The 18914-nt window shown below is 42.8% G+C and carries 18 protein-coding genes; 5 read left to right on the top strand and 13 right to left on the bottom strand.

Going from position 1 to position 18914, the window contains the following annotated elements; genetic code table 11:
- The first annotated feature begins 1 nt into the window (after position 1).
- The 4 genes from BSCG_RS03415 (at position 2) to BSCG_RS03430 (ending at position 1827) form a co-directional block, all read left to right on the top strand.
- Positions 2–811: a metal ABC transporter permease gene (locus BSCG_RS03415; protein WP_004307944.1), complete on the top strand. Its 810-nt coding sequence runs from the start codon at positions 2–4 to the stop codon at positions 809–811.
- 13 nt (positions 812–824) lie between these two features.
- Positions 825–1238: a tRNA (adenosine(37)-N6)-threonylcarbamoyltransferase complex ATPase subunit type 1 TsaE gene (gene tsaE, locus BSCG_RS03420; protein WP_004323470.1), complete on the top strand. Its 414-nt coding sequence runs from the start codon at positions 825–827 to the stop codon at positions 1236–1238.
- Positions 1235–1462 (top strand): immunity 17 family protein, encoded by a 228-nt coding sequence (locus BSCG_RS03425; protein ID WP_004299265.1) that lies wholly within the window; start codon positions 1235–1237, stop codon positions 1460–1462. The genes tsaE and BSCG_RS03425 overlap by 4 nt, the downstream gene beginning before the upstream one ends.
- A gap of 71 nt (positions 1463–1533) precedes the next feature.
- Positions 1534–1827 carry a nucleotidyltransferase family protein gene (locus BSCG_RS03430; RefSeq protein ID WP_004299263.1) on the top strand — a complete coding sequence of 98 codons (294 nt, stop codon included), beginning with the start codon at positions 1534–1536 and terminating at the stop codon, positions 1825–1827.
- 57 nt (positions 1828–1884) lie between these two features.
- Here BSCG_RS03430 and BSCG_RS03435 read toward each other — a convergent pair whose 3' ends face one another.
- From BSCG_RS03435 to BSCG_RS03460, 6 genes are all read right to left on the bottom strand, one after another.
- The gene (locus BSCG_RS03435; protein WP_008777258.1) at positions 1885–3195 is read right to left on the bottom strand and encodes a DUF58 domain-containing protein; all 1311 of its coding nucleotides are present in this window, start codon (positions 3193–3195) and stop codon (positions 1885–1887) included.
- A gap of 188 nt (positions 3196–3383) precedes the next feature.
- Positions 3384–4358, bottom strand: a complete 975-nt coding sequence (locus BSCG_RS03440; RefSeq protein ID WP_004306583.1) for an AAA family ATPase — start codon at positions 4356–4358, stop codon at positions 3384–3386.
- An 11-nt stretch (positions 4359–4369) separates the two neighbouring features.
- A complete protein-coding gene (locus BSCG_RS03445) occupies positions 4370–5641 on the bottom strand; it encodes a DUF4350 domain-containing protein (RefSeq protein ID WP_008777257.1) in 1272 nt (423 codons plus the stop codon).
- Complete coding sequence (locus BSCG_RS03450; protein WP_008777256.1) at positions 5638–6255, bottom strand: DUF4129 domain-containing protein; 618 nt, start codon at positions 6253–6255, stop codon at positions 5638–5640. The genes BSCG_RS03445 and BSCG_RS03450 overlap by 4 nt, the downstream gene beginning before the upstream one ends.
- 16 nt (positions 6256–6271) lie before the next feature.
- Positions 6272–7210: a hypothetical protein gene (locus BSCG_RS03455; protein WP_004299254.1), complete on the bottom strand. Its 939-nt coding sequence runs from the start codon at positions 7208–7210 to the stop codon at positions 6272–6274.
- The gene (locus BSCG_RS03460; protein ID WP_008777255.1) at positions 7191–8153 is read right to left on the bottom strand and encodes a stage II sporulation protein M; all 963 of its coding nucleotides are present in this window, start codon (positions 8151–8153) and stop codon (positions 7191–7193) included. Before BSCG_RS03460 ends, BSCG_RS03455 begins: the two co-directional genes overlap by 20 nt.
- 101 nt (positions 8154–8254) lie before the next feature.
- Here BSCG_RS03460 and BSCG_RS03465 point away from each other — a divergent pair, with 101 nt between their 5' ends.
- Entirely contained in the window at positions 8255–8980 is a 726-nt protein-coding gene (locus BSCG_RS03465) for an RDD family protein (RefSeq protein ID WP_004299251.1), read from the top strand.
- Between the two features lie 213 nt (positions 8981–9193).
- Here the strand turns inward: BSCG_RS03465 and BSCG_RS03470 are convergent, their stop codons facing one another.
- From BSCG_RS03470 to BSCG_RS03500, 7 genes are all read right to left on the bottom strand, one after another.
- Positions 9194–9529 (bottom strand): hypothetical protein, encoded by a 336-nt coding sequence (locus BSCG_RS03470; RefSeq protein ID WP_004307939.1) that lies wholly within the window; start codon positions 9527–9529, stop codon positions 9194–9196.
- Between the two features lie 32 nt (positions 9530–9561).
- Positions 9562–9876, bottom strand: coding sequence for a thioredoxin (gene trxA, locus BSCG_RS03475; protein WP_004307938.1), 315 nt, complete (start codon positions 9874–9876; stop codon positions 9562–9564).
- Positions 9877–10106: 230 nt separating this feature from the next.
- Entirely contained in the window at positions 10107–12608 is a 2502-nt protein-coding gene (locus BSCG_RS03480) for a hypothetical protein (protein WP_008777254.1), read from the bottom strand.
- Between the two features lie 31 nt (positions 12609–12639).
- The gene (locus tag BSCG_RS28380) at positions 12640–14178 is read right to left on the bottom strand and encodes a polysaccharide deacetylase family protein (protein ID WP_050428070.1); all 1539 of its coding nucleotides are present in this window, start codon (positions 14176–14178) and stop codon (positions 12640–12642) included.
- Positions 14179–14326: 148 nt separating this feature from the next.
- Positions 14327–16675: a beta-galactosidase gene (locus BSCG_RS03490; RefSeq protein ID WP_004307935.1), complete on the bottom strand. Its 2349-nt coding sequence runs from the start codon at positions 16673–16675 to the stop codon at positions 14327–14329.
- A gap of 26 nt (positions 16676–16701) precedes the next feature.
- Positions 16702–17376, bottom strand: coding sequence for an SGNH/GDSL hydrolase family protein (locus BSCG_RS03495; protein ID WP_004307934.1), 675 nt, complete (start codon positions 17374–17376; stop codon positions 16702–16704).
- A gap of 24 nt (positions 17377–17400) precedes the next feature.
- The gene (locus tag BSCG_RS03500) at positions 17401–18912 is read right to left on the bottom strand and encodes a RagB/SusD family nutrient uptake outer membrane protein (protein WP_004307933.1); all 1512 of its coding nucleotides are present in this window, start codon (positions 18910–18912) and stop codon (positions 17401–17403) included.
- Positions 18913–18914: the final 2 nt, after the last annotated feature.

Raw genomic sequence — 18914 nt, 5'->3', positions numbered from 1 at the left:
GATGGATTTACTACAATATACATTCTTTCAACACGCCCTATTGGGAAGTCTGCTGGCAAGCATTGCCTGTGGGATTATCGGTACATATATTGTAACCCGCCGCCTGGTATTTATCAGCGGAGGAATCACTCATGCTTCTTTCGGAGGGATCGGGTTAGGATTGTTTGCCGGAATTTCTCCGATACTCTCGGCAGCCGTATTCTCGGTATTATCTGCTTTTGGCGTCGAATGGCTTAGCAGACGGAAAGATATGCGCGAAGATTCTGCCATTGCAGTATTCTGGACGTTAGGGATGGCACTCGGAATTATGTTCAGCTTCCTGTCACCGGGATTTGCGCCCGACCTGTCGGCTTACCTCTTCGGCAATATACTGACCATCAACCAAATCGACTTATGGATGCTCGGCATATTGGCACTCATACTGACCGGATTCTTTTATCTGTTTATCCGCCCTATCGTATATATTGCCTTTGACCGTGAGTTTGCACGTTCGCAAAAGATTCCGGTAGAGATTTTTGAATATGTACTGATGATGTTCATCGCACTGACCATTGTAGCCTGCCTGCGAATGGTAGGCATCGTATTGGCCATTTCTCTTCTCACCATTCCACAGATGACAGCCAACTTGTTCACCTATAGTTTCAAGAAGATTATCTGGTTATCAATTGGCATCGGTTTCTTGGGCTGCCTGGGTGGATTATTTATTTCTTATCACTGGAAAGTCCCTTCGGGAGCTTCCATCATATTCTTCTCTATCTTGATTTACGCCGTTTGTAAAATCGGAAAGAGTTGTTGCAGGAAAAAGTCATAATAATAGATAGTATATGGAAATCAAAATTCAATCACTGGAAAGTATCCATGAAGCAGCCCGTGAATTTATCGCTGCTATGGGCGACAACACTGTATTTGCTTTATACGGAAAGATGGGTGCCGGCAAAACGACATTCGTCAAAGCACTTTGCGAAGCATTGGGCGTAACGGATGTTATCACTTCTCCTACTTTTGCTATTGTCAACGAATACCGTTCGGACGAAACCGGAGAGTTAATCTATCACTTTGATTTTTACCGCATCAAGAAGCTAAGCGAAGTGTACGACATGGGTTACGAAGACTATTTCTACAGTGGCGCTCTCTGCTTTATCGAATGGCCGGAACTGGTAGAAGAACTACTTCCGGGAAATGCCGTAAAAGTAACGATTGAAGAACTGGAAAACGGAAATAGAGTAATCAGACTATGACCGGACAATATATCGTACAAGGAATCTTTGCGCTGGCAGGAATCGTCTCCCTGCTGGCGTCATTGCTGAACTGGGACTGGTTCTTTACAACGCGCAACGCACAAACCATTGTCCGGAATGTAGGACGCAACCGGGCAAGGCTCTTCTATGGAATACTGGGAATTATCATCATTGGAATGGCTGTATTCTTCTTTGTGGAAACACGGAAAGCCATAGGAGGATAATATGTTTTTAAGAGAATCCTTTTGTTTTCTTCCCATTTTTTACTATTTTTGTATGAAAGGAGGATAGAAAAGTGAAAACAACCAATGAATATCTTACAAAAATTCGCCAATTCAAACAACAGTTTGCCGAGAAATATGGAATTATTTCTATTGGTATTTTTGGTTCTGTTGCCCGTGGAGAGCAACATGAAGAGAGTGATTTGGATGTTTTTGTTGAACTAAAGGATCCGGACCCTTTTATTATGTTTGATATTAAAGAAGAACTGGAACGTATATGTAACTGCAAAATAGACCTCCTTCGTTTGCGTAAAAACCTCCGTTCACTTATTTCCCAAAGAATAGCAAGAGATGGAATATACGCTTAAAGAAGAAAACATCTTCCTCCTTTAAAAGAGACAGTTGAACAAATTATAAAAGACTTATCATAGTAGTTGTCGTGACTTCATCTCCAGATACTTATTAATCACATCAATCGAAAGATTCTCCGGTGTAGTTAATAAAGAATAGATGCCATGTTGTTTCAAAGTAGATACAATCAGCCGCTTCTCGTAAGCGAACTTTTCTGCAATCACGTGCCGATAATACCCTTCCGTATCTTTTGCCGGTTGGGCGATATATTCCTTCAAATCGACATCTTCAAAAAAGACTACGAGCAAACGGTGCTGGCGGTTTAGTTGTTTCAGGTAAGATAATTGACGGTTCATTCCTCCTATGCTCGAGAAGTTAGTATATAGTACCAGCAGGCTACGTTTACTGACATGTTTGTTCAAATGAACGCAAAGAGCCGAGAAGTCTGTCTCCCCAAAAGTGGTCTGCTGGCTATAAAGACTTTCCAGCAATGTCTGCATATATCCCGATTGCTTGGAAGCAGGCACAAAAGTATCGAAGTGTTCATCGAAAGTCACTAATCCGGCTTTATCTTCTTTCCGCATGGCAACATACGAAAGCACCAGCGAAGCATTAATTGCATAATCCAGCAAGGTCATTCCACAGAAAGCTTGCTGCATCACTCTACCTTTATCGATCACATTATAAATCTGCTGTGAGCGTTCGTCTTGGTACACATTCACCATAAGTTCATGCCGGCGGGCACTTGCTTTCCAGTCAATCGTACGGTAATCATCCCCCTTTACATACTCTTTAATCTGCTCAAACTCCGTATGATGCCCAACCCGGCGAATACGTTTTATTCCCAATTCTGTCAGATTATCACTTATTGCCAGCAATTCATATTGATGGAGCATCAGATATGACGGGTACACTTTGATATCCAAAGGTTCTGCACAAGTATAGCGCCGGGATATAAAGCCGATTTTTCCGGTCACAAAAACTCTGATATGACCGAAAGAGTAAACGCCACGATGAGTAGGTCGAAGACGATAGGTAACTGTTTTTCCCTCGTTTGCTCCAAGCTTCACCTGAAAGTCGACATCACGTTTCTGAAAGATAAAAGGGATCTCATCTATGATTTCTAAAGATACAGGATGCGGATAACTACTTTCTACTCGAATACTTACTTCATTTTCGTCGCCATTAGAGAAACGGTCGGCACACTGACGGAAAGCACGGATTCCACGAATACGATAAAGAGAATATACGTCTGCCAGTACCACCAAAAGCAAGACAAAGAGTGCCCACTGCCCGATAACAAAGAACGGAGCAAAAACATATCCGCTACCCAACAACAGGATAACCAGGACAAGGGCAATATAGAAACGACGAGTTAGAAACAAATGATTTATGATTTATGATTTATGATTTATAATTTCTTGGATTTACGATTTCTTCAACTTACAATTTACAATTTACGTACAGTTTATAATTTACGATTTATGATTTCTTCGATTTATGTTATGAATAGGGTCAGACATCCAACGCGCAGCCCAAATCATAAATCAGAATTCATAAATCATAAATCTTTTCATTTCGGGACTTCCACTTTATCAATTAAGCGTTGTGTCACTTTCACCGGTGAATAGCCTTCCATTTCAGCTTCCGCAGTCAGGATCAGACGGTGCTGAAGTACATAAGGAGCTACAAACTTGATATCTTCCGGTGTCACAAAATCACGTCCCTGCAAAAGAGCATACGCTTTTGACGATTGCAGCATGGCTACAGATGCACGTGGAGAAGCTCCCAAATATACGGCCTTACTGGTACGGGTCTGCTGTACAATCAATGCGATATATTGAAGTAACGTGCGGTCTACGAATACTTGATTCATGAAAGCACGAAGCGACAGCAGTTCTTCCTTGGTAATAGCGGGAGTGATGTCGTCCAACTTCACCAATGCGGCATTGGTATGATGACGTTCCAAGATATTCACTTCCTCTTCCAATGAAGGATAATCCATCGTTATCTTCATCAGAAAACGGTCGAGTTGTGCTTCGGGAAGTTTGTATGTTCCCTCCTGCTCTACCGGATTCTGGGTAGCCAAAATCGTATAAAGATCTCCCATCCGGTGAGTCGTTCCATCAATACTGATCTGGCGCTCTTCCATTACCTCAAACAAGGCAGCTTGTGTCTTGGCAGGAGCACGGTTGATTTCATCGACCAATACAATATCCGCAAAAATCGGTCCCTGATGAAAATCAAAACCATTCGTTTTCATATTAAACACAGTCGTACCTAATACGTCACTTGGCATTAAGTCCGGAGTGAACTGAACACGACTGAAGTCTGCATCAATCAGACGAGCTGTCAAACGGGCCAACAGTGTCTTCGCAACTCCCGGAACACCTTCTATCAATACGTGTCCATTCGCCAAAATCGCCGTCAGTACCAAATCGACTGTCTGCTCCTGCCCTACTATGACGGAAGCAATCCGGTCTTTCAACTCTTGTATCTTCTCGGAAAAGAGAGTTAAATCTACTCGCTGTTCTGTATTCTCTTCCATAAATTTCTTCTTTAGATATGATTGATTATTTCATTCATTTTATCGATATATACCTTCATCTGCTCCGCATCAATAACACGTCCTCCGTAAATCACAGGTCTGACTTCGCGGATAAATTTAGCAATCTCTCCGGCATCCATTCCGGTTTTCCGGGCAATCCGGTGGAAAGAGCGTTCATCGTCGGCCACTTCCTCAATATCCACCTGAATCTCTCTCCGAAGTTCTTCGGCTAAATAGGAAAACTTCTTGCGAACTAAATCCGCATGGTCTTTCTTCTGAAAGTAAAGCGTGCCTATCAGTTCGGTAAATTCAAGAGATTTATTGGCCGGCTCGTGAATAACAGGGATCACCCGTTGCCGCCTCTTCGCTGTGAATATCATAAAGAGCAGGATGGTAATCATCGTAAGATACAAAGCCCAACGAAGCGGTTCATGTGCCAGAAAATAACGGAAAGGTGATTGCTGCACCTGTGCAGTTTCTTTCATGTACCCCTCCGTGCGAACGATAGGAAGCTTCCCCATCTGCGACAACAAACGGAAGATATAGGTTGCATTTTTGCCATCCAACATTCCGTAATTGGTAAAAATCAAAGGAGTGGAAACTAAAATAACTTCTCCTTTCCCCCACCGACGGGACATCGCTACAGGCATATAAACAAGACTATCCGTTGTCAACGAGTCCACCTCTGTTTCATACCGGAACTCATTCGACTCAAAAACTCTTTGTGCCAACACCCTTTCCGGAAGTGAATCTCCCCAAAAATAAGAGGAGCATAACTGGGGATAAAAATAGAAAGTCTGACGGGGATAAACCGTCGAATCTCCTATCCAATGCAAGCTATCTTTTTTCAAAAATGAAGTTGCATATTTCTTCAAAGCCATCGGACTGAAGTAAGAATAGTAAGACCTGAACTGCAAGGTATCTTCCAAATATCTGCCGAACAAGGTACTCACCAACATGATCTTATCTCCGCGTTCCGCCATTTTCAACAGAGCGTTTACATCGACGTCCGACAATCGCAAATTATCAGAGATTACCAATATCCCTCTGCGCTGCGTCGTATCTTCCTGCTCCAACTGATAGAGACTTTTTTTCGAAAAGGTGTAGCCCTGTGGCAAAGAAGAAGATAACAGACTATCGAATATCGCGCATCCGAAAGGTTGCTCATCATAATGTCCGAAAGTGGGCTTCCACACAAAGTTCTTCGGCAAATGATATTCTATTGCAAACATGATGAATAGAAAGGCGACAATAAAGATAATGAACCAGCGACTTCCTTTCATGAGACGCCTCCTTTCTCTATTTCTCCCTGTAGAGACTGCATGGTTCGGAAGAGTTCTTCCGTCGCCTCAAAGTTACCATAACGCACCCGCAGGAAATGATTGGTCAGTTGCCGGAAAGCCGGCATCCGTACTTCATTGATATATTGGGTAGGTGTTTTATAAAGTTGCCAGTCAATACGTTCTGCGTCACTAAGCTGTTTCAAAGTTTGCAAATAAAGCAAACGTATTGCTTCCCGGTAATCCTGACGGGAAAGTGCCTCTGTAATACCTCCCGGAAAATCCACACCATAAATTGTATCCTCTTCAATCGTATAAGGCAATGCATTCTTACGAGAGACCATAAACAATTCGGGACGTTTCCGATAGAGGAACCAAACAATCAATAGCAAAATAAGAATGGCAATACATATCAGGATAAGCCCTGAATACTCTTCAGCAAAACGACTGCCGAATATCTTACGCATCAATTCCCCAAACTGTCTGCTGATCCACTCAAAGATATTCATCTCCGGAGTAATCAGTTCACGGTTATAGTTATATGCCGGATCAGACTGCCAGAGGGCAATCTGCGCCGTATCACAGACTAATGTATCAGCCGGGGAAGTGAGATTCATTTAGTTGAGGTCTGTTTTAAAGTTTGTCAAAATTATCAATATCACTTTCTACCGTTATGCTGTCTACCACTTCCGATGCATGACCGTACTGATAAACCAGACCGACAATACTAAATATAGCCGACAAGTAAGAACCATACAACATCAGGATAGAGAACAAATATTGTGCGAAGTTCAGTCCGACCGATGAAGAGGTTGCACCTCCGTCACTCATAGTAAAGATCATTTTCACAATATAGATTACATACCATGGTATAGAAACAATTGTCTGCAATACGCTGGCAATGAGTCCCATTACAATTAATATCAGAAAAATTCCACCCCAGGTTGCGAATCCCAACCGGAATGTCTTTGCAAATGCCTCGCTCAACGAAATGTCTTCAAATAAGTAGATGGGAGACATTAATACCAAAGGTATCATAAATGCGAATAAAAGCGGAATGGTCAGAATGAGTGTGAAAGGTGTTAACACAGCCAATAGAACAACAAGGATCACCGCAAAGAGGAACAAGAAGCCACAAGCAATCCCCATCAGAAACAGCCTCTTGACATTACGGAGCAGCAACGGTTTTATATCGCCAAATACAATTCCGTTCAGGCGTTCTTCCCGTTCATTGTACAATCGCACCATCGCATAAATCAGGGAAGTCAACAGCAAACCTCCCAAGCATAAGAAGAAGATTACTCCCGCATAATTCAATGCAAATGAGGGTCCCAGGGCAGCCAACGGATTCTCACCTATTCCTCCTGAAGTCTGCATGGCACTAAGATCTGTCATACTTCCCATTAAACCACTAAAGTTAGCAGCCTGAATTAAGCATATAGGAAGTATCAGATAAGTTGAATACTTAAACAATTGTTTCCAATTCTCTTTTATAAAATCAAAAGAAGCGTTCAACTTCTCACCGAAAGGACGTTTCACATACATCGCAATCTTAGGTTTCTGTGATTCCATGTTTTTTTCTATTTGGTAAATAAATATAGTAGAATATAATAAATGCCAGAGAAGTGAGTATCACACCGAGCCTCAACATATCGGGAAGTTCTGTGTGACGGGTAATAAAACCTTCTATAAAGCCTGCCATAATAAATACCGGAACAGTGCCGATCACTATTTTCAAGCCTCGCTTCGCTCCTCTTCTGAAAGATTCCAATCGTGAATACGTGCCGGGAAACAACCAACCGTTGCCTAAAGCTAATCCGGCGGCGCCGGCCACGATGATCGCCCAAATCTCAAGCGTCCCGTGTAGCCAGATAGCAAGACTGGACTCCCATAACAAATCGTGCTGATAAAAGAATGTTTGAAAAGCTCCCACCATGATGCCATTGGAAAGAAGCATATATCCTGTACCGAAACTGGTCAGCAATCCCATGGCAAAACAGTTGAAAGATACCATCACGTTATTAAGCGTAATGCCTAGAAACATCGGTACTTCAGAAGAGCCGTTATACACGGCCATCGGCTCACCATTGGCTATATTGTCGAGTGTCATATCTACATAACCGTTTCCTAATATCAGCCGGACAAAATCCGGATCATTCGCTGCTGATAATACACCGATTAATGCACTGGCTACAAAAATCAGAAAGGAAGTCAGTAATTCGCGGCGTGCATCGTGCATGGTTCGTGGCACTTCCTGTGTCCAAAAGGTTATAATGCGTGTCCACTTCTCTCGTTTATTCCGGTAAATCTCGTTATGTAACGCCGAAGCCAGATTATTCAAATAAATAGTAATACGGGAAGTCGGGAAATGTGTTTGAGCAAATGCCAGGTCAGCTGTCAAGTCCGTATATGCATCGGCCAGTTGATCGGGAGACAGACTTGCCGCCTGCTCCACAACCTTCTCTGTCTCCTTCCATTTTTCAATGTTCCGACGAATAAACGTTACTTCTTTCATGCTTTTCAATAGATTTCGGATAAGTTTTGTCCGAAACCGGAAGCAAAAATAAGAGAATTATGATATATTTGCAACGGAATCCTAAAAATGTTTAACCTGAAATGGCAGAATCTACGATAATAACCGGACAATTCGTTCGTATCAGCCAAACGCCAGCCAGTATCGGCGAACGACTAATGGCTTTAATCATCGATTATTTTCTGATCGGGCTTTACATCTTGTCTACTATTACACTCTTGTCTAAATTAAGTATACCGTCAGGATTCAGTTTATTCTTTTTTCTGTGCATCGTTTATTTGCCTATTCTCGGTTATTCTTTTCTTTGCGAGATGTTCAATCACGGACAGAGTTTTGGAAAGAAACTCATCAATATCCGTGTTGTAAAAGTGGACGGTTCCACTCCCAGCATAGGATCTTATCTGTTACGATGGATTCTTTTCCCAATTGATGGTCCTATCACAAGCGGCCTGGGACTTCTGGTCATTTTATTGAATAAAAATAATCAACGGCTAGGAGATCTTGCTGCCGGTACGATGGTGATTAAAGAGAAAAACTACCGTAAGATTCATGTTAGCTTGGATGAATTCGATTATCTTACCCAGAATTATCATCCGGTATATCCACAATCGGCTGATTTATCACTCGAACAAGTGAATGTAATTACCCGAACACTGGAATCCAGCGAGAAAGACCGGGCAAGACGTGTCACGGCACTTGCTAAGAAAGTACAGGAATTGCTTTCCGTTACTCCTCGTGACGGTAATCAGGAAAAATTTCTTCAGACTGTACTTCGCGATTATCAGTATTATGCATTGGAGGAAATATAACCAGAATACGCTGTTTCAGGCTATTCAGGCAAGGGATTATTCTCACCATAGTGAGAATTAATTCTCATTGCAATGAGTATTTTTTCTCATCGCAGTGAGAACTTTTTCTCATAGGCATAAGAATGTTTGAGAAAAAACACCGCACAAAAAAGGGGTATACTCACAGAGCACACCCCTTATCTTAATTTTATCTGCAATGAGACCGGACGTCGTTTAGTCCACTTGTCCCAGAGAGTTTCCGTATTCCATCTCTCCCTGAACCACAAAGAGGACTTCTTCAGGATCATATTCTCCTACTTCATCCTTTTTGGCTTCTTTTACAATGTAAGCCACAACCTCTTCCAAATCGATGTTGACATAACCATCTTCATCGGGTTGAGCGTCGAGAATGCCACTTTCAGAGTAGTACTCGTCGATTAAATCGAGAAAATAATACAATTCGTCGTCCGAGAACTTTTCCTTCAGTTCTTGAGGCAGATAGTTTTTGATAAACTCGATGGTCTTTTCATCATCGGCATCTGCTAATAAAAAATCGTCTTCCAGTCCCATTTTTTTTAGTATTAAGTGATAAGTATTATCGACTATAAAAGCTTCTTTACTTTTTCCGCAAATACAGGTTTAGCAACTGCACCTACCTGTTTGTCTACTATTTCACCGTTCTTGAAAAACAATACAGTAGGAATATTACGGATACCATATTCGGCAGCCATATCACCATTTTCGTCTACATCGCACTTACCGATGATTACTTGTCCTTCAAACTCCGCAGCCAATTCTTCAATGATAGGAGCCACCATCTTACAAGGGCCACACCAAGGAGCCCAAAAATCTACAACAACCGGTTTTCCTTCTGCAAGAACCTCTTTATAGTTGCTGTCTGTAATTTCTAAAGCCATTTTTTTAAGTATTAATTATTAAACGTTATTTCGTTAGCTTATTCTCGCCACAAATATAATCAATTTATCCTATTGTGATAGACTTTAATTGGAAGTTTTATAATAATCATTGAGAATCATCCATTTACTGGAAAAGTCTAATTTCACCCCTAAAAATGAACCTTAAATAATTAACTATTATGGTAAATATGAAGCAATGACAAGCATATCATTCAGATATCAGTCAACTATCACTGAAATAATAAATCAATCCTTTCTACAACAACTCCCTTATTCTTCTGATTTCCGATATTGTACAATTCCTCTCGAAGTGAAACTTGAACAAAGTCGATAATCTTCCAATCCAACGCAATACCATTATTCTCTTGTGCAGAAGCCGGATACCAATAAGGATTCACTCCCGGCCAATCCTGCGGTAACATAGCCGCCTTAGTCGGTACAAGGTCGGATACCGGAATCAGGATATCCGATGCGTCAGCTTTCAAATCAAACGCAGCACCATATCCTCTTCCCTCTTTATCGACAAAATTGCAAATGGCTTTATCAGTATTGTTCAATCCATAAGCGCGAATACGAATATAGGCAGGAGCCGTCTTACTTTTACTCCGACAAGTTATCCGATCACCTATATAATGGGAAAAAGTCACATCACAAGGAGCTATATAATCTTCCTTTTTCTCCAAATCAGGAACAGAAAGCTGAAAGGCAGGCAGCAATTCCGGTCCTGATACTACCGAACTGAATTGTGATTCGGGGCTCCTAAACGTGCGTGTACGACGGATATGCTTCCAATTGTCCTGTGGTCCTAAAAGAGACAAAGGAGTTGTTTCGTTTATCAGACGCATAGCGTAAGTAGCTTGTTCATAATAGTCCCACCGTTCAGGAGTGCAATATGTCTTTTCCGGAAACAAGATTGTATCATCTCCCGTATCTATGCCGAAATGATACTCATAATCCCCCTTAGCAAGCCAGCTTATATCGGCTTTCGCCGTGTATAAGAAACCGTCTTCCGCCGTCATCGGTATACGCTTGCATCCCCAGGGCTTCAACATCAGATAAACATCTACCTGTTGAGGACGTTTGGGGCCGAACACTTCACACCGGAATGTCACTTCCTTATCAGCAGTAAACTCCGAGCAGGTATGATTGGCTATTTTCCACTCTTTCATCGGAGTCTGATAGAAATCTTTGGCAGGAAGTTCTTCCCTGCTAACTATCTTTCCGTCTGACAGCAGATATTTTCCGGGCAATACAACCATTTCAGTTTCCAAACCGGGAAGCTGTATTTGAATGTTCCGTTCATTGTACGCCGATTTTCTTGACACCCTGTGTTTATTCAGCATTTTATAAGGATCATCTATATCCATTATATCAGGGTAGATTTCCAGTTGCCAGGTATTATCATCCTGTTTGTCAAGAAAATAAATACCTGTTCCCGAATAACGGACTACCGGAGAAGAGCCAACCCCGGCAATATGCTTCAATGTTGCCGGATTTTTGGGACGGGTAGACGTAGTATTTGAATAATAGAACATATCTCCGGAGTTCAATTCACTCAACTGTTCATCGTAACTCACCCGGAAATCGCCGAAAGTCTTGTTATCCGGATAATACCCGAAGTGTTTGCCACGTGGGATACGACGCATCACTTCAGCGGCAATCATACTGCTTACCGCCTTTGAAGGAGTAAAGACCATATTGAAAAAATGAGTCTGCCAGCCTAAATTCATCGGAGCTGTACGCAGCATATCATAAGAAAAGATGGCAGCAAACTGGATACCGCCCCTACGGAACTCACGCGCCATAGCCGGGAACATAAAACCGGAAGCCATATCCGTTACGTCAAATTCATAAACGATTTTTGCTTTTCCGCATAAATCGGGATGAAACATCTGCTCGTAACGGTCTACGAACAACAAGCCGTTTCCTTCAATGGAATAATTGTTATTCAACGCACTCGGATACCAGGCATGAGTAGAACCTTGTATATCCGATTTCCGAATAGCAGGAGCCACACAGAAGTCTTGGCTGACATTATAGAAAGTCAACTTCTTACAACCGGTACTCCGGATTGCCTTGCACATCCGGTTGATATAACGCACCATACCTGGAATGTCTTCCGGAAATTGGGTAGGTTCGTTGATTAGCTCGACAAACAATATGTTCGGCTCATCCTTCAGGCAGCGACCAGTGTAAGGATTACGATGATTGAGCAGTTGCTTCATGTAATTTTCCTGTGCACGAATAGCTTCCTCGTCGTGTATAAGTGTATTTTTAGGATAATATTTGGCCAGACCGGTATTTGTCGTATCACTCATTTCCGGCCATTGTGAATTATAGGTCACGATAGGGCTAAGCAACATATAAATATCCCGTTTATCCGCTTCGGCAATCAGATAGTCCAACAGATGGAGATGTTCGTTCTCTTGCAGATTACCCTCACGATCCGTATTCTGATAGTCTCCCCAAAAGCAGAGACGTAATCCGTCCCAGTTCATTCGCTTGAAATGTTCCAGGTCTTCCACAATCATTTGCTTGCGTTCACCGCCCACATAATCTGCCGCACGAAAATCGCACGCGGAAGGCAGGCAATAATTGGCACCGAACAAGGCTACTTCCTCACGGCTTTCCGTCCAACGTATTACACCTTGTTTGTCCATATAGACCTTCTCGGTACAATATCCCATTGTGCCGAGAAGAATTATTAATAATGTAAATAAGCTTTTCCTCATGATATTTATGATTATGATACTAATTTCAGGGCTACAAACCCATTACAAATTGTTCTCCCCAATGCATTAACAGATTATGACCGGCATTATTAAGATGAGCATTGTCATCTTTCCCTTGAAAATAGCGTGACCGAAAAACCGGGTCATTGGGATTGATACCACTAGTATATGCGGCATTTAAAACTTTGACGTCATTTTTACGGCACATTTCCTCTATGATGTTTATTGTCGCCGGAAATCCTTCATACGCTACATTCCAGGGAGTGACCCAACCAATTTTGGCACCGGAATACTTCCTTTTCAACCCTTTCAGCAGTTCATCCAAACGTTGGCGCAACACTTTTTGCCGGTCAATATCTCCGTTTACCAAATATGCATCATTATGACCGGCAATGATGAGTATATAGTCAGCGTTTTCCGGAATAATACTATATCGCTTATATAATGGTGCGCCATATATACTGTCACGCTCGAATGCGATACTGTTGCCGTTTTGTCCGAGATTCTGATACTTCATGCCATGCTTTGTTGCCAGTTTATAATGCCAAGTCTCTGAAACCGGACAACCATGGTTATACACATAACTATCTCCAATAACGCACATCGTTTTTCCTTCAAGCGTTTTTTCCTTCATATAACTCACTGCGACCGGTGATCCATAAGGATTGATGTCAATAGTAAGATAATCCCCCCGATATGATACTTGAAGGTTTTTGCCGTCCTGAACAGCTTTCATGCATCGATTCTTTTCCATTCCGGTAATCTTCAAGGTGAGTGGCATACGGAATACTTTACAGTCCAGACCCAAGGCGGGAGTAATTATAAGGGTATTATTACACCAACGGGTTGTCAGAGTGACGGCATTCCGTTCTTTCACATAAGCTTGTATGTTCGAGAAAGTGTCAACCCATACCGAGTCTTTCTTGAAAGCAAGTTCACGGAAGAAATTCCATAGAACCCACGGTTCATCCCACTGGTCCCATGCTGTATAAATCCCGTGAGTCATGGTCACACCCCACCGCCTGTCATTAATAAGTTGACGTAACCAAGTATCTATTGATGCCGCAGTGCAACCTGAATTCCGTTGTCCGAGTCCGAACTGTTCAATGCGTGCCCCTACCTTCTCTTCCTCGCAGACAGCTCTCACCTGAGGTGTCGTTGCATTGAAAGGGTAAAGGATGCTTGTGGGGTTTACTCCTGTCTCGGCCTTGATAATGGAGTCATTCTTTCTAATTTCCAGCAAGAGAGTATGCCTGTCAATTGCCGTCAAGTTAGGATGACTCCATGAATGGTTACATATCTCGTGACCGTCAGCCACCATGCGCCTACATTCTTCCCAAGTGAGTCGAGGGGCAAAATGGTCATCAATATCGCACATATATTTACCATTTATCCCGAACGTGCCCCGAAGTGCATACCGATTCAAATGAGGGGCTACTAAAGTATAATGTTCCTGGATACCATCGTCAAAAGTAAGGCTCACTGCGGCTTGACGATCACCCAAGAAATCAGCAACACTTACTGTTTGTGACTTGACAGAAAGAGACAAGAAAAGAAAAAAGATTGTCATGCAGAGAAACTGCTTATTTCTTGTTGCCAAGTACTCCGTTCTACAATCTGGCATATCGCTGCACATTTTTTTTGATTTTCATGATTAGATACGAATCAGTAGTTGAAAGTTCGGTTTCGATTTACATTCAACTACTGATTCACGTGAACTATTTATTTATCTCCACTTGATATTGAGGAATAATCTCCACGTTCTTAATTTCAAGCATCTGGTTATTTCCTTTAAAATCAGGAATAGCAGACTGGGGCAAATCTTGCAGACAAGTAGCATCCGAACGTAAAGGACGGAAATAGAACGACATAGCTTCTTTACTCATCATCTCTTTATGACGATTAAGACCAATCATCCATGGTTGGGCATGCCAGAATTCATCCTGTACCATCTTTCCACCGAGGAAGGCCATTGCCACATCACCCGTGTAATCTATCTTCATGAAGTATTCATTCACTTGCGGCGCGTGAACGGTATCACTGAAAGCTACGGTAATACGACGGGTGGTTATCTTCTCTACACGACATTCGGGGCTGACAGGCTGAACCTGTACTGTTTGTGATTGCCATCCTTTTGCCGAAGGATACAAGATATAATCAAAAGCGTTATTTCCAAGTTGTTGCAGGGTGATACCTTCTGCCGTCGGTAATACGGTAGCTGTCGTTATCAATAGTTGCCCATCCACCTTGATGGCATTGAGTGCCTGTTCATGATTCAGTGTCGTAATCTTTATTTTCTTACCGTTGCGGGGTGTGACAGTAATAGTACTTTTCAGACCGCTTGTGACAGCGTATTTAACCTTACCTTTGACGGTGCGGGCATCAAAACAATACTCCGGTTTCATACCTTCCGGGGCAAAGAAAATATAGTGGTCGATACCGTTATCATTGATTTTCATCAGAGGTTGTGCTGTAGCATAACGGAGTCTGGCACTTCCGAGCATCAAGTTGAATGGCAGAATCATGCTTTCATCTTTCGGCAATGTAAAAGTTCCCTGTTCAGGTATGCACAGTGTTTCATTCCGAAGATTCAGTTGCAATTGCAAACCGTCCATATCATGCCGCAATGTGTCATGATCCTGAAAGTTTATCATGAAAATAAATCCGCTGTCGTCTTTCATCCGGGCAGCGTAACGCAAATCGTCCCGATTGTCAGGAGTCATCTTGTCCCAACCTTCCGGTAATACGGTTTCCATGGGAGCAAGATTACTGCCGAAATCAGCAAGAAACGAATGGATGGTGCGCAGGTAACGATAAGACGGATGTTCCAATCCGAATTCACCAAGAGGAGCCTGGAAATCATAGGAGATTTTGGGCATCCCCATCGGTTCGTCCTGATAACTTCCTATATTATCCTGACGTAGCGGAGTGCTTCCTCCATGATACATATAGTATCCGATGCCGTTGCTTCCGCTACCGAGCGTACGAATCATCAACACCTGTGCTGCACGTGCCGTAACGATAGGCCTGCGCCGGTAAATCATCTGTATACCTGCACCCATTTCCGCACAGAACGAAGGGAATCGTTCCGCGTCATAACGCACCGGAGCATAATCAGGCACACGGTGTATATCTTTGAACATACAGAAAGGCGACATTCTCGGTTCTTCCCAGAAAGGATAGGTGTAGGCAGATGTCACAGGAATTGCTTCATTGTCAATAACAGCTGCGTTTCCCCAGCCGGTGGCTGTATAGAACGGAGTGATAATACCTTCTTCCTGTGCCATTCTTTTAAGGGTACGCATGTGTTCCTCCCCAAGTTCGGCGGTAGTGACTTTCTTATCCATTACACTTACGCCAATCATAGCATAGTCAATGTCATAACTTGCCACAGTAAAATCCAACGGTTCACCGGGATAATTCACTCCCCAAGGAGATGCAGAATGCTGCATCTCATTTTCCAACTGGCAGCCGATGATCGGACCGCCATCCTTATAATACAATCCTTGCAGTTGCCGGCCTATCTCTCCATAAAGTCTTTTTACATAAGAGAGGTATAGAGGCTGATTGCTGCGTACATCCACCGGACGGGCGAAAAGCCAGTCGGGTATGGAGCCGTTACGTATTTCACCGTGACAGAAAGGGCCGATACGTACGATGACCGGCATGTCATGCTTCTTGCAAAGTTCTATGAAATGGCGTAGGTCTTTATTGCCGCTCCAGCAGAACTTGCCTTCCTCTTCCTCATGTAATCCCCAGAAAATATAGGTTGGCAATACATTCACCCCACCGGCTTTCATCTTTACAATCTCCTGTTCCCACTGTGCACGGGGATAACGGGTAAAATGGAACTCTCCCATAACAGGTATCACAGGCTTTCCGTCGATAGACATATAATAGCTGTTTACGGAAATATTTCCACCCGATGGGTTACTGCCCCCCATCTTGAGGTGTCCCGTATATATAGTCTTCTCTTTCACCGGAGCGGAAAGCTCATAAATCTGCTGTGCATGAAAAGTGGTTGCATATAGAGCAAACGCTAAAGCTGCATAAATTTTCTTCTTCATAATATGTGTTTTTAATGATGTAATTCTTATTTAATCAGAGTCAATACTTGATTCGCAATTGTTTCCATTCCTTTTACAGTAGGATGCCCGCTTTCTTTCTCGATTCCTTGCAGTTGTACGTATTTTATTCCGTAATGTTCGCAAACAACCTTGGTCGATTCCACAATCTCCGTTTTCAAGTCATCACTGATGATAAAGTAAAGCGTCACATTGGGATAATGCTCTTGAGCCAACTCTATCAATTTAGCCAATGCAGGACGATAGGTATACAGATCGGCACGCTTGAAATCTTCATATTTGTACTCACCGATAGGAGTGTTTGCCCAATTGTCATTGATTCCACCGAAGATGAGGATGATATCAGGATTCCCCAAACGGGGAACCCTTGTAATAAATGAACGGTCGGCATAGTCCTCGTCATTATATCCCGAATAGGATACAGTAGCCCCGCTATAGGAGTCGTTTGCTCCCAACTTGAAACCGGCTTTCTTGATGACCTGCCACCACCACGTCTGTTTCACATTCACTACCCCTGTCTTAGACCAATCGGTAGTTGTGTAATACGTTTTATTGGTGTCCGGTATATACTTCTCAAAGGTAGAATATGAATCGCCCAAGACCGCAACAGTCGGTCTGATACTTTGCGCTACCGCATTTACCGTAAACAGGCAGGCAAGGATATATAAGAATATATATTTCATGGTTTATCTACTTACTACTATTTACTATCTATCATAATTATTTTGCTTGATAGCCCCTTTGGACTCATCAATGAAACTCTGCGGAATCCAGAAACGGTTGTGTCCTTCGTGTACATTGAAGTAGCCGCGTCCTTCGGATTTATTAATGGCATCAATGCGGTTATTGGCATATTCCACATACTTTCCAAAGCGAATCAAATCTTGACGGCGAAGCCCTTCGAGATAGAACTCATGACCGCGTTCCAGAAGGATGGCTTCATTGAAGGCTTCACCGGAAGCTGTTTGAGCGTCATCCAGTTCCGACAATCCGGCACGCTTGCGTACACGGTTTACCAAACCAATGGCTTCCGTTGTAGGACTGCCCTCATTACGGTTGATACACTCGGCAAGTGTCAACAGCACATCAGCGTAACGATAGATAACCACGTCAATGCCGCTTTGCCCGTCTTTCATATCCGGATCCATACCGTATTTCAAGGGTAGTGCACCCTTTGCCAACTGACTGCTATTTGAGCGGTCTATCTTTTCTCCATTTTTATTCGTATAAGCAGTCACTACGTTTTTCAGACGCAAATCGCCTTCTTCAAATGTGTCATAAAAATCCCAAGGCATTACATAGCCACCCCAACCGGTTGCCTTTTCAGCCCAAGGATAATCGGCGGGAAGCACTTCGGCAGTCATGTAGTTGGAGTACCAACTGGCGGTATTGTTGCAAGCCAGTTGCAGAATCACTTCATTGTTACCTATTCCCTCTTTGGAGAAGATATAGTTATAATCAGGTTGCAGGCTATACACACGTCCTTCCATCTCCAACAATTCGCGGGCTAAAGTTTCCGCTTTATCAAAGTAGCCTTTTATCATGTAATATTTCAACAGAATCATACGTGCCGCCCCTTTCGTCATACGTCCGCGTGCCTCCGCCACTTCGGGCAAATCACGGATTGCATCGCGCAAGTCCGTTTCCATCATCGCGTCATATTCTTCTTCCGTCAGACGGGGAAGATAGACAAAAGTCTGCGGGTCGTCTAACACCTCATCCGAAGCCACCGGCACAGGACCGAACATATCATAAAGGTAAAGCCCCATCCATCCGCGCAAAGCCTTCGCTTCACCTGAATAAAGCGCTTTTGCATCTTCACTCACCGGAGAGTTTTCAATACGACGAATGGTATTACGTGCTTTCGAAAGAAAATTATAACGCTCGAAATTCGAATAAGCATGATTCTGAATACTACCTCCCACAGTAGCATACCACTGCTGGAAATAAAGTTCATCCGACTCCCACGCCCAACAACACCAAAGCACATCAGTCGTCATATCACCTATTACTTGATATCCCATATAATCCGCTGAATAAACAGCTTTGAAATCACCGGGGTTAAAATCATAGTAGAGCGAATTTACCGCCAGTTTCAAGTCAGTCTCCGTCTTAAAGAAGTTTTCCGGAGAGATTTCGGTATAGTCCAAACGTTCCAGTTCACAGGAAGTCATTGATAACAGCATCAAGGCTGTTGCTATATATTTCATTGTTTTCATAC

Source organism: Bacteroides sp. 2_2_4, from assembly GCF_000157055.1.
Classification (GTDB): Bacteria; Bacteroidota; Bacteroidia; order Bacteroidales; family Bacteroidaceae; genus Bacteroides; species Bacteroides ovatus.
This window is presented reverse-complemented; position numbering and strand designations above follow the sequence as displayed.

Bases quoted from the DNA above. Each gene is read 5' to 3' on its own strand.
- BSCG_RS03455 (WP_004299254.1), bottom strand. From the start codon at position 7,210: ATGGAATCACAGAAACCTAAGATTGCGATGTATGTGAAACGTCCTTTC.
- BSCG_RS03465 (WP_004299251.1), top strand. From the start codon at position 8,255: ATGGCAGAATCTACGATAATAACCGGACAATTCGTTCGTATCAGCCAA.
- BSCG_RS03440 (WP_004306583.1), bottom strand. From the start codon at position 4,358: ATGGAAGAGAATACAGAACAGCGAGTAGATTTAACTCTCTTTTCCGAG.
- BSCG_RS03500 (WP_004307933.1), bottom strand. From the start codon at position 18,912: ATGAAAACAATGAAATATATAGCAACAGCCTTGATGCTGTTATCAATG.
- BSCG_RS03480 (WP_008777254.1), bottom strand. From the start codon at position 12,608: ATGAGGAAAAGCTTATTTACATTATTAATAATTCTTCTCGGCACAATG.
- BSCG_RS03460 (WP_008777255.1), bottom strand. From the start codon at position 8,153: ATGAAAGAAGTAACGTTTATTCGTCGGAACATTGAAAAATGGAAGGAG.
- BSCG_RS03495 (WP_004307934.1), bottom strand. From the start codon at position 17,376: ATGAAATATATATTCTTATATATCCTTGCCTGCCTGTTTACGGTAAAT.
- BSCG_RS03425 (WP_004299265.1), top strand. From the start codon at position 1,235: ATGACCGGACAATATATCGTACAAGGAATCTTTGCGCTGGCAGGAATC.
- BSCG_RS28380 (WP_050428070.1), bottom strand. From the start codon at position 14,178: ATGACAATCTTTTTTCTTTTCTTGTCTCTTTCTGTCAAGTCACAAACA.
- trxA (WP_004307938.1), bottom strand. From the start codon at position 9,876: ATGGCTTTAGAAATTACAGACAGCAACTATAAAGAGGTTCTTGCAGAA.
- BSCG_RS03415 (WP_004307944.1), top strand. From the start codon at position 2: ATGGATTTACTACAATATACATTCTTTCAACACGCCCTATTGGGAAGT.
- BSCG_RS03490 (WP_004307935.1), bottom strand. From the start codon at position 16,675: ATGAAGAAGAAAATTTATGCAGCTTTAGCGTTTGCTCTATATGCAACC.
- BSCG_RS03445 (WP_008777257.1), bottom strand. From the start codon at position 5,641: ATGAAAGGAAGTCGCTGGTTCATTATCTTTATTGTCGCCTTTCTATTC.
- BSCG_RS03450 (WP_008777256.1), bottom strand. From the start codon at position 6,255: ATGAATCTCACTTCCCCGGCTGATACATTAGTCTGTGATACGGCGCAG.
- BSCG_RS03470 (WP_004307939.1), bottom strand. From the start codon at position 9,529: ATGGGACTGGAAGACGATTTTTTATTAGCAGATGCCGATGATGAAAAG.
- tsaE (WP_004323470.1), top strand. From the start codon at position 825: ATGGAAATCAAAATTCAATCACTGGAAAGTATCCATGAAGCAGCCCGT.